Origin of the sequence: Streptomyces sp. CA-249302 (assembly GCF_050936785.1) — a bacterium.
Classification (GTDB): domain Bacteria; phylum Actinomycetota; class Actinomycetes; order Streptomycetales; family Streptomycetaceae; genus Streptomyces.
The window spans coordinates 616851-632535 of the sequence record NZ_JBNJMG010000001.1 but is presented as its reverse complement, the minus strand read 5'-3'; the positions used below and the strand labels follow the sequence as shown (position 1 = coordinate 632535).

Here is a 15685-nt window from a genome sequence, read left to right as displayed (position 1 = left end):
GGTCCACGTCGCCGAAGCGATGCCAAGTTGCGGTGGGGCGTGGGCCGTTCGGTCCCCGGCAGGGACATGAGACCCCTCCTGTCCCACCCGCGCCGGGCCGGAGACTGGCCTGGCATCCCCGAAGGAGGTCCCCACATGTCCACCATCACCGTCGGCCTCGACGGATCCCCGCAGAGCCTCGCCGCCGTCGACTGGGCCGCCCGCGAGGCGGAGCGGCGCGGGGCGGACCTGCGCCTCGTGCACGGCTGGGAGCAGCTCCCGTACGCGTATCCGGCGCTCGCCGGTATGCCCGCACCGGGCGCGATCGACACCCAGCGCACCTGGTCGGAGAAGCTGCTGCGCGAGACCCTGTCCAGGTTCGCTGAGCGTCACCCGGCGCTGCGGATCGTCGCCGAACAGAGCGGGGACCAGCCGGTCGCGGCGCTGCTGGACGCCGCGGCGGACGCCGACCTGCTGGTCCTCGGATCCCGCGGCCTCGGGGCCGTCGCCGGCTTCCTGGTCGGATCGGTGGCGCTCGGCGTCGTCGCCCGGGCCGAACTGCCCGTCGTCCTCGTACGGGCCGGCGAGCAGGCCGAGGACGAGCATCTGCCGGACGCCACGGGGAGCGCGGCCACCACCACGCCGCACCGTGAAGTGGTGCTGGGGCTGGACCTGGAGCACCCCGACGAGGCCGTCGTCGGCTTCGCCTTCGAGGCCGCCCAGCGCCGTGCGACCGGCCTGCGGGTGGTCCACGGCTGGAGTCTGCCGACCGCCTACGGGTACGGCGCGGCCATGGACGCCGGGCTCGACGAGGAACTGGCCGAGGAGGTGCGGGAGCGGCTCACCGAGGTGCTGGAGCCGTGGCGGGAGAAGTTCCCTGGCGTGGCGGTGCGTGAGCAGGCCGTGGTCGGCAGCGCCGGACGCCATCTGGTGCACGCCTCGCACGACGCGGCCCTGGTCGTCGTCGGCCGCAGGAACCGGCGGACTCCGGTCGGCGGCCACATCGGCCCGGTGACCCACGCCGTGCTCCACCACGCCGCCGCACCGGTCGCGGTCGTACCGCACGACTGACGGTCGCCGGGTGGCCGGGTCAGCCAGGGGTCGAACCAGACCGTCTTGAGGACCAGTCCGACCGACGCGGCGACCAGGGCGGCCACGGGCCACCAGCCGGTGCCGGCCAACACGGCGACACCGGCGAGCGCGTACCCGAGGGCCACGTACCAGGCCGGCACGAGTGCCGCTGTTGCGGCGACGTCCACACCCCGGGGTGCAGCAGCCCGTGCACGACGAGGAACGCCGCCACCAGCAGGGTGATCACGCCTGGTCCTGCGGAGCGTCGGGCTCGGTGGGCGGGCAGGGCTCGGTGCCGCCCATGTCGAGCCGGAAGGGCGGATAGACGTCCGTCATCAGGGAGACATAGGCGGCCACCCGCAGCACCCACCGGTTGAGTCCGAGGATGAGGTCGAACAGGCTCTTCGGGTACTGCTCGGTGAAGGCCAGGGTCACCGCGGCGATCAACGCCAGTACGGCGACGAGTCCGCCGTCCCACCAGCCGAGGTGCCAGCCGCCGAGGAAGAAGCCGATGACGATGTAGTGCGGGACGGCCAGCAGCCACCACTTCACCAGCACCAGCCCTCGGGAGAGGTGCTCGGGGTAGGCGATGTCCAGCCGGGCCGGATAGTCGGCCTCCTCGCCCAGGCTGAACGGTGGATACCGGTCGGTGCCTAGCGCGCCGTACGAGTAATAGGCGACTCGCCAACTCCAGCGCAGCACACCCACGTTGAAGTCGAACAGGGACCGCGGATAGCGCTCGGTGAACAGGATGGCGAAGAACGCGACCACGCTCACCGCGGTGAAGGCGATCCACAGGAAGAACAGCACCACGTAGTGGGGGATCACGAGGATCCACTTCACCAGCCACAGCCACCGGGACAGCGGCGCGTCGAGCACCGCGTTCACCCGCACGGGACGGTCCGGTGTTCCCGCCAGGGTCGTCATGGCGATCAACTCCTTCGGCCCGTGACACCGCGGCGGCGACTCCTGGGCCCAGGTCCAGCGTGGTCGCGCGGTGCGGGTCCGTGCGAGGGCCGCCCGGGGCCCGTTCCGGGACCATGGGTCCCCGGCGCGCAGCCTGTCTCAGACGCCGGGGCGCGGGTTCGCGTCCCGGTCCGTGAGCCGGATCCCGGTGATCAGGTCGGGCCGGATGCGCACGGCGTAGTCCATGGTCCGCTCCACCCAGGGATGCAGCAGGCGTTGATAGCGGGCCAGGTCCCGTGGGTCCGTCACCAGCCGGGCGTAGCCCGTGACGACGACGCTCCAGCCGAGGTGCGTGTCCGGGTCGATGGTGTCGGCCTCGTAGGCCACGACCACGCCCGCGGACGCCGAGTCGCGCGTGTGGGAGGTGAGAGCCGCCCCCTCGTGCGTGCGGATGACGATGTCACCCTGGTCCAGGATGTGGTTGACGGGCCGCACGGTGGGCAACGCGTGCCGGGTGAAGACGACTCTTCCCACCGAGACGCTGCCCAGCAGTCGCAGCGCTTCGTCGCTGTCGAGCTGGACGCTGCGGCGCGGCCCGACCGGGGCCGGCTGGGTGTGATCGAGGCGCATGGGCGGTTTCCGTAGGGCTCGGTGGTCGGTGTCGTCCGGCCATTGGAACCGTGCCGTCACGCTCGCGGTACGGGCCGTTCGGCCCTCGTGCGCGTCCGTCCGGCCCTGCCCGCCGACCGCGTCAGGTCGGCCTGCTCACCACGCCGACCACGCCGTCCACCCGCCACGTCAGCCGGATCAGCGACGTCAGGTCGCTCGGCTGTGCCGAACTGCCGGAGAGCGTGACGACGCCGTCCCGGACCGAGACGTCCAGCGCGCGGCCCGGCCGTCGCGGCGCGCCGCCCAGTACGTCGTCGTAGATCTCCCGGCGGATCTCCTCGTCCGTGCGCAGGAAGACACGCAGCAGGTCGCGGCGGGTGGCGATGCCGATGAGGCGGTCCTCCTCGTCCACCACGGGCAGACGCTCGACACCGTGGCGCTCCATCACGCGCGCGGCCTCCGGGACGCGCTGCTCCGGATGGACCGTGATGGCCGGCGTCGACATCAGGTCTCCGGCGGTCGGGGCGCGCCCGGTCACGGGCCGGGCCGCCTGGCGGCGGATCAGGTCGGTGCCGGAGATCACGCCCACGACCTTGTCGTCGTGGTCGACCACGGGCAGCCCGCTGATCCGGTGCTCGTCCAGCAGCCGTGCCACGTCCTTGAACGGTGTGTCCCGGTGGGCCCCGACGACCTCCCGGGTCATCACCTCGCCGACGATACGGGTCATCACACCCACTCCCTTCCTCGTCCGCCGCGCCGGTGCCCTGTGCGGCAGGACGCCGCCGGACAGGGCACCGGTCCGCTGGTCAGGACAGCCTGCCGAGAGAAGGGGCGCCGGGGGCAGGGGCCGAGTGTCCCGTCGCCGAGGGCCGATCCGCGGGGTCGGCGAGGCGAATGGGCGTCCTGACGGCAGGGACGGCTGGGCGACGGGGCGAGGCACCCCGGAACCAGGGAGTGATGCCGGGGGATCGGGGCCGACCGGCCCTGGCCCTTCGGCCCGCGACTGTGGAGGATCTCGAATCCGAAGCCGGTGTCCGGGATCCGGCGCGGAGCGCACGAGAAGGAGCATCCGATGGCGGACGGCGAACGACCGGGATCCGAAAGCCCGATCCGGGTCTTCCTGTTGGACGACCACGAGGTGGTACGGCGGGGGGTGCGCGACCTCCTCGACGACGAACCGGACATCACCGTGGTCGGCGAGGCCTCCACGGCCGAGCAGGCCATGGTCCGCGTCCCGGCGCTGCGCCCGCGGGTGGCTGTCCTCGACGTCCGCCTGCCCGACGGCGACGGGGTCGGCGTCTGCCGGGAGCTGCGTTCGGCCATGCCCGACCTGGCCTGCCTCATGCTGACCTCGTTCGACGACGAGGAGGCCCTGCTGGACTCGATCATGGCGGGCGCGTCGGGCTACGTCCTCAAGCAGATCCAGGGCTCGGACCTGGTGTCGGCCGTACGCACGGTCGCCGCGGGCCAGTCCCTGCTGGACCCCAGCGCCACCACGAGGCTGATGGCCCGGCTGCGCGGCGGGCAGCAGCAGGAGGAGGAGCCGGACGCGCTGCCCGGTCTGACCGACCGGGAGCGGGAGATCCTGGCCCTGATCGGTGAGGGCCTGACCAACCGGCAGATCGGCCAGCGGCTGTTCCTCGCCGAGAAGACGGTGAAGAACCACATCTCCCGCCTGCTGGCCAAGCTCGGTGTGGAACGCCGCATCCAGGCCGCCGTGATCGCCACCCAGGCCCAGGACCGGCAGCGGCACGAAGGCCACTGAGCCGCCGGGGCCGAACGGCCTCGGTTGGCCCCCGTCCGGCCCAAGCCCCACCCGCCCCGCCGTCAGCAGGCTGGCGGCAGACCCCGGACAGCGCCGGGCATCGATCGGGAGGGCGACGGACATGACTGTGCGCGTGGGCATCAACGGCTTCGGCCGTATCGGACGCAACTACCTGCGCTGTGTGCTGGAGCGGGCGGAGAGCGGCACCGGCACGCCGGTCGAGGTCGTGGCGGTCAACGACATCACCTCGCCGGCCACGCTGGCCCATCTGCTGGAGTTCGACTCCACGTACGGGCGACTGCACCGCACCGTGGAACACGACGACAGCTCCCTCACGGTCGACGGCCACCGCATCGCCGTGACCGCCGAGCGCGACCCGGCCGCGCTCGCCTGGGGCGAGTTCGGCGTGGACGTCGTCATCGAGTCCACCGGCCGCTTCCGCACCCGGGAGCAGGCCGGTGCGCACCTGAAGGCGGGCGCCCGCAAGGTGCTGCTGTCGGTGCCCGGCAAGGAGGTCGACGCCACCCTCGTCATGGGCGTCAACGAAGGCACGTACGACCCGGACGGCCACCACGTCGTCTCCAACGCCTCCTGCACCACCAACTGCGTGGCGCCCATGGTCAAGGTTCTCGACGAGCACTTCGGCATCGTCAAGGGCCTGATGACCACCATCCACGGCTACACCAACGACCAGGTCGTGCTCGACGGCCCGCACAAGGACCTGCGCCGCGGCCGCAGCGCCGCCGTCAACATCATCCCCACCAGCACCGGGGCCGCGCGTGCCGTCGGCCTGGTCCTGCCGGAGCTCGCCGGAACCCTAGACGGCATCGCCGTGCGCGTCCCCGTGGAGGACGGCTCGCTGACCGACCTGAGCGTGGTCCTGGAGCGGCCCGTCACCGTGGAGGAGGTCAACGCCGCGTACCGCGAGGCCGCCGACGGGCCGCTGAAGGGCGTCCTGCGGGTCTCCGACGCCCCGATCGTCTCCCGCGACGTGGTCGGCGACCCCGCCTCGTGCGTCCTGGACGCCCCGCTGACCCAGGCGCACGGCGAACTGGTCAAGGTGTTCGGCTGGTACGACAACGAGTGGGGCTACACCAACCGCCTCCTCGATCTCACCGAGTACGTCACCGCCCGCCTGCCCGGCGCCTGACCAAGGCAGGTGCCACCGGATCTTGCCCCTTCCCGTACCGCCCGCCGCCCTGGAGCGGATAGTTTGGTCACGGCCGATGCGGTCGGCCGACGGCGGTGCGAGGGAGCTGGAGGAACACCGGTGGGAAGCCCCGACGAGTCCCGGGACGCACGCGTACGACTGCCCCAGCTGAGGCTCGACGAACTGCTGGGGGAGCTCCAGGCCCGCCTGGACGCGGCCCGTGGCACGCGAGACCGGGTGCACAGTCTCCTGGAGGCCGTGCTCTCGGTCGGCCGGGAGCTCGACCTCGAGGAGGCGCTGCACAGCATCGTGGAGGCCGCGGCCGCGCTGGTCGACGCCGAATACGCCGCCCTCGGTGTGATCGGCCCCGACGGCAAGCGGCTGTCGGCCTTCCACACGGTCGGGGTCAGCGAGGAGGAGATCGCCAGGATCGGACCGTTTCCCGAGGGGCACGGCATCCTCGGCGAGCTCATCCGCAATCCCGAGCCGCTCCGGCTGGCCAAGATCTCCGAGCACGCCGCTTCCTACGGCTTCCCGGCCCACCATCCGCCGATGAACACCTTCGTCGGCGTCCCCATCCGGGTACGCGACCAGGTCTTCGGCAACCTGTACCTGACCGAGAAGCGCGGTGGCGTGCAGTTCGACGAGGAGGACGAGTCCGTCCTGGCGACGCTGGCCGTGGCGGCCGGTGTCGCCATCGACAACGCGCGCCTGTACGAGGAGTCCAGGCTGCGCGAACGGTGGCTGCGGGCCAACGCGGAGATCACTCACAACCTGATGTCCGGCGGTGCGAGCAGCCGGGTTCTGGGCCTGATCGCCGAGCAGGCCGCGCAGATCACCGGATCCGCCCTGGGGGCGGTCGCGCTGCCCATGGAGGACACCGGCTCGCTCGCCGTGGAGATCGCCGTCGGGATGGACGCCGAGGCGCACCGCGGCCTCGTGCTGCCCATGGACACGAGCCTCATGGGACTGGCCTTCTCCGCGGCCACTCCGGTCACCAGCGAGGACGTCGGCCACGACGAACGGATCTCCCCCGAGCCGCCGCGCTTCCAGGGACTCGGCCCCGCCGTCGCCGTGCCCATCGGCACCGGTGAGACGGGCGCGCGGGGCGTCGTCCTGCTGGCCCGCAAGGCCGGTCAGCCGGCGTACACCGGCAAGGAGACCGAGCCCCTCCAGGCCTTCGCCGCGCAGGCCGCCATCGCGATGGAACTGGCCGAACGCCGACGGGACGCCGAGGAGATCGCGGTGCTCAAGGACCGCGACCGGATCGCCCGCGACCTGCACGACCTGGCGATCCAGCGGCTGTTCGCCACCGGCATGACCCTGCAGAGCGCGGGTCGCTTCATCGAGCACGAGGAGGCCGCCGACCGGGTGGTACGGGCGGTCGACGACCTGGACGAGACCATCAAGATCATCCGCTCGACGATCTTCGGCCTGCGGGCGCGCGAGGGCGGAGCCGGGACGGGACTGCGGGCTCGTGTCGTGCGCGCGGTGGGCGAGGCGGCCCAGGTGCTCGGGTTCGCGCCCAGCGTGCGGATGGAGGGCCTGCTCGACACCGACGTACCGCGGGACGTCGCCGACCACGTCGTCGCCGTACTGTCCGAAGCCCTGACCAACGTCGCCCGGCACGCGCGGGCCGACCGCACCGACGTCGCCCTGGAGACGGACGGCCGGGAGATCCGGCTGACGGTGACGGACAACGGCGTGGGCATCGCGCCCGGAGGGCGCCGCAGCGGGCTGGGCAACATGGCCGAGCGGGCCGAGCAGCTCGGCGGGGCCCTGGAGCTGGGCAGCGGCCCGAGGGCGGCACCGTGCTGCTGTGGCGCGCGCCGCTGACCCAGGAGTAGAAGCCTGCGCCCTGTCGTGACGCGACCCTCCTGACGCCGAGCCCAGGCGGCCCTGCCGCAGGGACGTTCGGCCTCTGCAGCCTTCCGCACGCGCGGGTGAGGCTGATGCTGTCGGCCCGGGAGGACGGCATGCAGGAGGTGACATGAATGCTTCCACAGCGGCCTCGGTGTCCGCGCAGCGCACCGCACACGAGCGGTTCGTGACCGAGCCCGAGGCGGCACGGCAGGTGCGCGGTCTGGTGGCCGACTCGTGGCGGCGCTGCGCCGCCACGGACGTACGGGCGGAGGGGGCCTACTGCCCCCATTGCGCAGGACGCCGGAGGAACTGGCCGCGTGGCGCGGCTCCCATCCGCTGGCCGCGGCACTGCCCCTGTTCCGGGAGCTGCTCGGCGCCGGCGCCGCCGACGACGGGCACCTCTTCGCCGTCGGTGACGCCGACGGCACCCTCCTGTGGGTGGAGGGGGACGGCGCGGCCCTGCGGCGGGCCGAGTCCATGCACTTCGTCGAGGGCGCCGTGTGGTCCGAGGCGCAGGCGGGGACCAACGCTCCGGGCACCGCCCTGGAGTTGGCCCGCCCCGTCCAGATCGTGACCGGCGAGCACTACAACAGCGTGGTCCACGACTGGTCCTGTGCCGCGGCGCCCGTCCGCGACCCGGACACCGGCCGGGTCCTGGGCGTCGTGGACCTCACCGGCGGCGCCAGCATCGCCACACCGCCCGCGTTCGCCGCGGTGCGTGCGGCCGCGCTGGCCGCGCAGGCGGAGCTCGCGCGCCGTCCGGCCGCGCTGCTCGGCCCCGACGCACGGGCACCTTCGGCACGCCTGACCGCGCTCGGCCGGGACAGTGCCGTGCTGGAGACCGATGGCCGCCTGCTCCGGCTCAGTCCGCGGCACAGCGAGATCGTCGCCGCGCTCGCTCTGGCCGGCCACGGGGTGAGCGGAGAACGGCTCGCCGTCGACCTGTCGGAGCGGGAAGTGCCTCCCTCGACACTGCGCGCCGAGATGACCCGGCTGCGCGCCGCGCTCGGCCCCGCCCTGCTCGGCTCGCGCCCGTACGCCCTGCTGTGCACCGTCCACACCGACTTCGGCGAGGTCGCCGACCTGCTGGCGGCGGGCCGGGTGGCCGAGGCCCTGGCCCGCTACCCAGGACCGCTGCTGCCGCGCTCCGACGCGCCCGTCGTGGTCGAGCAACGGCGGGCCCTGGAACAGCAGTTGCGCGGCGCCGTGCTGGCCGCCGGAGACCCCGTGTTGCTGCGCCGCTGGGTCGGCGCCGAGTGGGGAGCCGCCGACGCCGGCGCCTGGCTGACTCTCGCCCACCGGCTGCCGGGCGGCTCGGCACAGCGGGCGGCCGCCGCGGCCCGGGCCCGCGCCCTGGACTCCCGTCTGACCGTCCCACCGCAGGTCACGCCGCGTGCAGCGTGGTTGCAGCGTTCCCACTCCTAGCGTTCGAGCATGACCCGATCATCGTGTCCGGAAAGGGGACGATCATGAAGTACGAGGTTCCCGGCAGGCCCGGCAGTCCGGTGGACGTCGCGCCCCGGTACGAGAACTTCATCGGCGGCAAGTGGCAGGCGCCCAGCACCGGCCAGTACTCCGTCAACCTGTGCCCCGCGACAGCGAAGCCGGTCTGCGAGGTCCCGAAGTCGGGCGCCGAGGACATCGAACTCGCCCTGGACGCCGCCCACTCCGCCAAGGACGCCTGGGGAGAGGCCTCCGCAGCCCAGCGCGCGGCCGTCCTGAACAAGGTCGCCGACGCCATCGACGCCCACCGCGAGGAACTCGCCGTCGCCGAGAGCTGGGACAACGGCAAGCCGGTCCGCGAGACCCTGGCCGCCGACATCCCCCTCGCCGCCGACCACTTCCGCTACTTCGCCTCCGCGATACGCGCCGAGGAGAGCGAGATCACCGAGATCGACAAGGACCTGATCGCCTACCACTTCCACGAGCCCCTCGGAGTGGTCGGCCAGATCATCCCCTTCAACTTCCCGCTCCTGATGGCCGCGTGGAAGCTGGCCCCGGCGCTCGCCGCGGGCAACACCTCGGTGCTCAAGCCCGCCTCCCCGACACCGTGGTCGATCCTGAAGCTGATGGAGGTCGTCGGCGACATCCTGCCGCCCGGCGCGGTCAACGTCGTCAACGGACCCGGCGCCGAGATCGGCAAGGCGCTCGCCACCAACAAGCGCATCGCCAAGGTCGCCTTCACCGGAGAGACCACCACCGGCCGCCTGATCATGCAGTACGCGGCGCAGAACATCATCCCGGTCACCCTGGAGCTGGGCGGCAAGTCGCCGAACATCTTCTTCAACGACGTGGCCGCGAAAGACGACGACTTCCTGAACAAGGCCGTCGAGGGACTGGTGCTCTACGCGTTCAACAAGGGAGAGGTCTGCACCTGCCCCTCCCGCGCACTGATCCAGGAGGACATCTACGAGGAGTTCATGGCCCGCTGCCTGGAACGCATCCGCGCCATCAAGCAGGGCGACCCGCTCGACACGGCGACCATGATCGGCCCCCAGGTGTCGAAGCAGCAGGTCGAGAAGATCGCCTCGTACGTGGAGATCGGCATCGAGGAAGGCGCCGAACTCCTGACCGGCGGCCACCGGCCCACGATCGGCGGCGAACTCGCGGACGGCTACTTCTACGAGCCGACCGTCCTCAAGGGCCACAACAAGATGCGGGTCTTCCAGGAGGAGATCTTCGGACCCGTCCTCGCCGTCACCACCTTCAAGGACGAGGCCGAGGCCCTGGAGATCGCCAACGACACGCTCTACGGCCTCGGCGCCGGCGTGTGGAGCCGCGACGGCGCCCTCGCCTACCGCATGGGCCGCGCCATCAAGGCGGGCCGCGTCTGGACGAACTGCTACCACCAGTACCCGGCGGGCGCGGCGTTCGGCGGCTACAAGGTCTCCGGCATCGGCCGCGAGACGCACAAGATGATGCTCGAGCACTACAGCCAGACCAAGAACCTCCTGGTCAGCTACGGCGACAAGCCGCTCGGGCTGTTCTAGGAGGGGTGCGGCGACATGTCCGAGCAGGCGGAGCAGGACACCGCAGGGCGCGTCACCGCCACGCGTGCGGCGCGCAGGGCCATCGCGGCCCTGTGTGCCGCCCACGGCGGGCCGGTGATGTTCGTCCAGTCGGGCGGCTGCTGCGACGGCAGCGACCCGATGTGCTTCCCCGGAGGTGAACTCACCCTGGGAGACGGCGACATGCTCGTCGGCGTGGTGGACGGCTGCACCTTCCACATGGATGCCCAGCAGTACGAGGCGTTCGGCCGCCCCTCCTACGTCCTGGACGTCGAAGAGGGCACACCGGGCGGATTCTCCCTCGCAGCCGGGGACGGGCTGCACTTCGTGACCCGGGTCAAGGCGCCCCGGAACCAGACCAGTTGAGGAGCTGAACGATGAAGGCAGCAGTCGTCACCGACTTCGGCAAGCCCCTGGAGATCCAGGACCTGCCGACCCCCGAGCCCGGCCCCGGCCAGGTGCTCGTCAAGATGGAGGCCTCCGGCCTCTGCCACACCGACATCCACGCCGCGCACGGCGACTGGCCGGTCAAGCCGCGGCCGCCGTTCGTCCCCGGCCACGAGGGCATCGGCCCCGTCACGGCCGTCGGCGCCGGCGTCCCCGCCGACCTGGTCGGCAAGCGGGTCGCCGTCCCGTGGCTCGGCTCGTCCTGCGGCACCTGCCGCTACTGCGTCTCGGGCTGGGAGACCCTGTGCGAGTCGCAGGTCAACTCCGGTTACTCCGTCGACGGTTGCTACGCCGAGTACGCCGTCGCCGACGCGGGCGCGGTCGTCCGGGTGCCCGACGGCGTGTCGTCCTTCGACGCGGCGCCGCTGACCTGCGCGGGCGTCACCACCTACAAGGCGATCAAGGTCGCCCGCGTGGTCCCGGCCGAGCGAGTCGCCGTCTTCGGCGTCGGCGGCCTCGGCCACCTGGCGCTGCAGTACGCACGCCTCGTCGGCGGCCTGGTCACCGCCGTCGACCTGGAACCCGACAAGCTGGGCCTGGCCCACCGGCTCGGCGCCGACCAGACCGTCAACGCCCGTACGCACGACCCGGTCGAGGAGATCAAGAAGGCCGGCGGCGCGGACGTGGCGGTCGTGCTCGCCGCCGCTCCGAAGGCCTTCGAGCAGGCGTACCGGTCGCTCAACCGCGGCGGACGCCTCGTCATGGTCGCCCTGCCCGCCGACAACGCGGCCATCAACGTGCCGATCTTCGAGACCGTCCTCGGCGGCATCTCGGTCATCGGCTCCATCGTCGGCACCCGCCAGGACCTGACCGAGGTGTTCGCGCTGCACGCGGCCGGACGCACCCAGGTCATCGCCGAGACCCGGCGCCTGGACCAGGTGAACGACTCCTTCGACGAGGTCCTCGGCGGACGGGCCGAGGCACGGCTCGTCTTCGAGTTCTGAGGTCCGGTACCGCCGGACCCAGGGAGAGGCAGCAGATCATGGCAACCGTCACCGTAGGTGCCGTACGGGAGCGTGCGCCCGGCGAACGTCGCGTCGCGCTCGTACCCGAGGCCGTAACCCTTCTGCGCCGTACCGGAATCGACGTGCTGATCGAGGCAGGGGCCGGATCCGGCGCCTGGTTCACCGACGCCGAGTACATCGGGGCCGGCGCGAGCGTCGTGAGCCCCGAAGAGCTGTACGCGCGCGCGGACGTCGTGCTGTGCGTCGGCCCGCCCGACCCGGGGGCCATCGGGCCACTGCGTGCCGGGCAGACCCTGATCGGCCTGCTCGAAGCATTGCACCACCCCGCCCTCGTACAGGAGCTGTACCAGCGCGGAGTGCGTACGGTGAGCCTCGATCTGCTGCCCCGCACCCTCAGCCGCGCCCAGTCCATGGACGCGCTGACCTCCCAGGCGAGCGTCGCCGGCTACAAGGCGGCCGTACTGGCGGCCGACTCCTACGACCGCTTCTTCCCGATGCTGACCACCGCGGCGGGCACCATGCGCCCCGCGCAGGTTCTCGTCCTCGGTGCCGGAGTGGCCGGGCTGCAGGCCATCGCCACCGCGCGCCGCCTCGGCGCCGTCGTCACGGCGTATGACGTACGCCCCGAGTCGCGAGAGGAGGTGGAGTCGCTCGGCGCCCGATTCCTGGACATCCAGCGTCCGCCAGGCACCGAATCGGGCGCCGGACAGGGCGGCTACGCAAGGGAGTTGTCGGCGACTGAGCAGATGGCCCAGCAGGAGGCGCTGGACGCCCACGTCGCCCGTACGGACATCGTCATCACCACCGCCCAGGTACCCGGCCGCAAGCCACCGCTGCTGGTGACCGCGGCGGCCGTCGAGGCCATGAAGCCCGGCTCGGTCGTCGTCGACCTCGCCGCGAGCGAACTCGGCGGCAACGTCGAGGGATCCGAACCCGACAAGACCGTCGTCCTGGACAACGGCGTCACGCTCATCGGTGCCGGACGCCTGCCGTCCGCGATGGCGACCGCCGCGTCCACGGCCTACGCCCGCAACCTCGTGGCACTCCTGCGCCACCTCGTGCCCGACGGTGAACTGATCCTCGATCCGGCCGACGAGATCACGGCCGCGCTCACGGGAGGAGCGTCATCATGAACAACCTCGATCTCCTCACCGCGATCACCGTCTTCGTGCTGAGCGTCCTGGTCGGCGTCGAGGTCATCAGCAAGGTCCCCGCGACCCTGCACACGCCCCTGATGTCCGGCTCGAACTCGGTGCACGGCATCGTCGTCATCGGCGCCATGCTGATCGCGGCCGAGTCGCACACCTGGCTCGGCTACGTCCTCGCCTTCCTGGCCGTGGTGTTCGGGGCCATGAACGTCGTCGGCGGGTACGTCGTCACCGACCGGATGCTGGAGATGTTCAGGGCCAGGCCCCGCAACGACTACAAGGCGGAGGTGTGAGCGCCATGGACACCGTCTCCAACGCCGTGCACTACGTCTTCCTGGCCGCGGCCGTCTGCTTCGTGCTCGGCCTCCACCTGATGAACCACCCCCGTACGGCCCGCCGTGGCAACGCGATCTCCGCCGGAGCCATGGCCGTCGCGATCGCGGCCACGGTGTGGCTGGTGGCCCACGAGGGGACGATCACCACGACCGGCTGGCTCGTGCTGGTCTCCGGCGGTCTCGTCGGCGCCGCGCTCGGCCTCTACGCCGCGCGCGAGGTCAAGATGACCGCCATGCCCCAACTGGTCAGTCTCTTCAACGCGGTTGGTGGCGGGGCGGCCGCTCTCATCGCCGTAAACGATCTGCTCCAGGCCGGCAACCCCGGTGCGCTCGGGGCGCGGGTGTCCGTGCCGGGAGCCCTGGACATCGTCATCGGCGCCGTCACCTTCTCCGGATCGCTGATCGCCGCCGGCAAGCTCCAGGGCGTGGTCTCGGGCGCGCCGGTGGTGTTCCCGGGAGCGCGGCTGCTGAACGTGGTGCTGCCGCTCTCCTTCGTCGCCGGCACGGTCTGGCTGGTGCTGGTACCCGACTCCCGTACCGCCCTGTACGGGCTCGTGGCCGTCGCCCTGCTCTTCGGTGTGACGATGGTGCTGCCCATCGGCGGCGCGGACATGCCGGTGGTGATCGCCCTGCTGAACGCCTTCACGGGATCGGCGGTCGCGATGGCGGGCTTCGTCCTCAACGAGACCGCGCTGATCATCGCCGGCATGCTCGTCAGCTCCTCGGGCGGCATCCTGACCAAGCTGATGGCCGACGCCATGAACCGGTCGATCGCCAACGTGGTGATCGGCGGCTTCGGCACCGGGGACGGCGCGCCGGTCGCGGCGGGGGGAGCACCGGCCCAGGTGCGGTCGGTGTCCGCGGACGACGTGGCGATCCAGCTGGCGTACGCGAGCAAGGTCGTCCTCGTCCCGGGCTACGGCCTCGCCGCCGCCCAGGCCCAGCACGAACTCGGTGCGCTGGCACAGCTGTTGACCGACCACGGCATCGACGTCAGCTACGCCGTCCACCCGGTCGCCGGCCGGATGCCGGGGCACATGAACGTGCTGCTGGCGGAGGCCAACGTGCCCTACACCCAGCTGAAGGAGATGGACGAGATCAACCCGGAGTTCCCACAGGCCGACGTCGCCCTCGTCATAGGCGCCAACGACGTCACCAACCCGATCGCCCGCCGCCCCGGCAACGCCATCTCGGGCATGCCGATCCTCGACGTCGACAAGGCCAGGAGCATCGTCGTCATCAAGCGGTCGATGGGCCACGGATACGCCGGAGTCGACAACGAGCTCTACACCGATCCGAAGACCGGGATGTTCTTCACGGACGCGAAGAAGGGACTGACCGAACTGAAGGCGGCGGTCGGCGAGTTCGTCGGCTGACGCCCGGCCCGGTAAACGCACGGGAGGCCCCCGACGCGGGGGCCTCCTCCTCGTGTCCGCGGGGAGCGACCGGCGTACGACATATCCGAGCGCCCCGTCCGTTGGATGCATGACCTTTGGCCCGCTTACCGCTACGAGCCGGAGCCCCCCGACGAGCCCCCGGTCACAGTGGGTTCACCGCGACCGACAGGGGGACGTCATGCCGATGCTGCTGATCAGGGGCGCATACAAGATCGTCGGAGCGAGCCCGGACGGGGACTCGGTGCGCTTCTACCCGGACGACCCGAACGAGTGGGACCTGCTGCCGGGCCGGAAGGTACGGCGCAACCGGACGGGCGGGGCCCAGCTGCGGCTGGACGGCATCGACACCTTGGAAACGCACTACCGGCCACCGCACGGACCCGAACTCCACCAGCCGGCCCCGTTCGCCGGGCAGGCGGCCCAGGAACTGCTCGACGAGATCGGCTTCCAGAACGTGCAGCGCAACGACCGCGGCATCGTCGTGGCCGCCGCGCCCGAGTCCGTGCCCGGTTACGTCTTCACCCGCAGCGCGGACGTGCACGGGCGGTGCGTGGCCTTCGCGGGCGTCGGCCCGGCGCCGGCCACGAGCGGCACCTTCGTGCGGGTGGAAGTGTCCGACCTGCTCAACACGGTGAACCACCACCAGCTCTCGATGGGCATGGCCTACCCCACGTACTACCGCCAGTTGTTCGTGGACCTGCGCGAGGAGATGACCTCCGCGGCCGGGAAGGCCCGGGACAAGGGCATGGGGCTTTGGGCCGCCGACGCGACACAGGCAGGCGCGAAGATCGCCGGTCTGGGTTCACTGACCGACACCGCGGTGCTGCTGCCCAAGCTGTTCCGCCGACTGGCCGACTACCTCGTACTCGGCGACGGCGACCCCGATCTGGCGGGCTTCCCCGCCTACCTGGCCCAGCGCGACGACCGCCTGCTGATCCTTTCGTCCGGCCAGTGGACGGGCTTCGACACCGTTGTGGACGTCACGGGCGACACCGTGAAACTCACCCACGCGCCCGAGGATCTGGTGTTCGACGAGAGGTAG

The 15685-nt window shown here is 71.7% G+C and carries 14 protein-coding genes and 1 pseudogene; 12 read left to right on the top strand and 3 right to left on the bottom strand.

Annotation, left to right across the window (positions count from 1 at the left end; genetic code table 11):
* Nucleotides 1-135: 135 nt before the first annotated feature.
* Nucleotides 136-1050 carry a universal stress protein gene (locus tag ACQEWB_RS02815; protein WP_432826637.1) on the top strand — a complete coding sequence of 305 codons (915 nt, stop codon included), beginning with the start codon at nucleotides 136-138 and terminating at the stop codon, nucleotides 1048-1050.
* A gap of 243 nt (nucleotides 1051-1293) precedes the next feature.
* On the opposite strand, the gene ACQEWB_RS02810 is transcribed toward ACQEWB_RS02815, so the two are convergent.
* From ACQEWB_RS02810 to ACQEWB_RS02800, 3 genes are all read right to left on the bottom strand, one after another.
* A complete protein-coding gene (locus ACQEWB_RS02810; RefSeq protein ID WP_432826635.1) occupies nucleotides 1294-1977 on the bottom strand; it encodes a DUF4389 domain-containing protein in 684 nt (227 codons plus the stop codon).
* 138 nt (nucleotides 1978-2115) lie between these two features.
* A complete protein-coding gene (locus tag ACQEWB_RS02805) occupies nucleotides 2116-2586 on the bottom strand; it encodes a pyridoxamine 5'-phosphate oxidase family protein (RefSeq protein ID WP_432826633.1) in 471 nt (156 codons plus the stop codon).
* A gap of 121 nt (nucleotides 2587-2707) precedes the next feature.
* Nucleotides 2708-3292, bottom strand: coding sequence for a CBS domain-containing protein (locus ACQEWB_RS02800; protein ID WP_432826631.1), 585 nt, complete (start codon nucleotides 3290-3292; stop codon nucleotides 2708-2710).
* Between the two features lie 345 nt (nucleotides 3293-3637).
* On the opposite strand from ACQEWB_RS02800, the gene ACQEWB_RS02795 reads away from it, so the two are divergent.
* The 11 genes and pseudogenes from ACQEWB_RS02795 to ACQEWB_RS02745 all read left to right on the top strand — a co-directional run bounded on the left by ACQEWB_RS02795 (nucleotide 3638) and on the right by ACQEWB_RS02745 (nucleotide 15685).
* A complete protein-coding gene (locus ACQEWB_RS02795) occupies nucleotides 3638-4330 on the top strand; it encodes a response regulator (RefSeq protein ID WP_432826629.1) in 693 nt (230 codons plus the stop codon).
* 121 nt (nucleotides 4331-4451) lie between these two features.
* The gene (gene gap, locus ACQEWB_RS02790) at nucleotides 4452-5480 is read left to right on the top strand and encodes a type I glyceraldehyde-3-phosphate dehydrogenase (protein ID WP_432826627.1); all 1029 of its coding nucleotides are present in this window, start codon (nucleotides 4452-4454) and stop codon (nucleotides 5478-5480) included.
* 120 nt (nucleotides 5481-5600) lie between these two features.
* A pseudogene (locus ACQEWB_RS02785) lies at nucleotides 5601-7327 on the top strand (sensor histidine kinase).
* A gap of 304 nt (nucleotides 7328-7631) precedes the next feature.
* Nucleotides 7632-8768, top strand: coding sequence for a GAF domain-containing protein (locus ACQEWB_RS02780; RefSeq protein ID WP_432826625.1), 1137 nt, complete (start codon nucleotides 7632-7634; stop codon nucleotides 8766-8768).
* A gap of 41 nt (nucleotides 8769-8809) precedes the next feature.
* Nucleotides 8810-10333, top strand: coding sequence for an aldehyde dehydrogenase family protein (locus tag ACQEWB_RS02775; protein WP_432843621.1), 1524 nt, complete (start codon nucleotides 8810-8812; stop codon nucleotides 10331-10333).
* A gap of 15 nt (nucleotides 10334-10348) precedes the next feature.
* Nucleotides 10349-10717 carry a DUF779 domain-containing protein gene (locus ACQEWB_RS02770; RefSeq protein WP_432826623.1) on the top strand — a complete coding sequence of 123 codons (369 nt, stop codon included), beginning with the start codon at nucleotides 10349-10351 and terminating at the stop codon, nucleotides 10715-10717.
* A gap of 11 nt (nucleotides 10718-10728) precedes the next feature.
* Nucleotides 10729-11742: a zinc-dependent alcohol dehydrogenase gene (locus ACQEWB_RS02765; protein ID WP_432826621.1), complete on the top strand. Its 1014-nt coding sequence runs from the start codon at nucleotides 10729-10731 to the stop codon at nucleotides 11740-11742.
* A 38-nt stretch (nucleotides 11743-11780) separates the two neighbouring features.
* Complete coding sequence (locus ACQEWB_RS02760; protein ID WP_432826619.1) at nucleotides 11781-12896, top strand: NAD(P) transhydrogenase subunit alpha; 1116 nt, start codon at nucleotides 11781-11783, stop codon at nucleotides 12894-12896.
* A complete protein-coding gene (locus ACQEWB_RS02755; protein ID WP_432826617.1) occupies nucleotides 12893-13204 on the top strand; it encodes an NAD(P) transhydrogenase subunit alpha in 312 nt (103 codons plus the stop codon). Before ACQEWB_RS02760 ends, ACQEWB_RS02755 begins: the two co-directional genes overlap by 4 nt.
* 5 nt (nucleotides 13205-13209) lie before the next feature.
* A complete protein-coding gene (locus ACQEWB_RS02750; RefSeq protein ID WP_432826615.1) occupies nucleotides 13210-14622 on the top strand; it encodes an NAD(P)(+) transhydrogenase (Re/Si-specific) subunit beta in 1413 nt (470 codons plus the stop codon).
* A 199-nt stretch (nucleotides 14623-14821) separates the two neighbouring features.
* Nucleotides 14822-15685, top strand: a complete 864-nt coding sequence (locus ACQEWB_RS02745; RefSeq protein ID WP_432826613.1) for a nuclease — start codon at nucleotides 14822-14824, stop codon at nucleotides 15683-15685.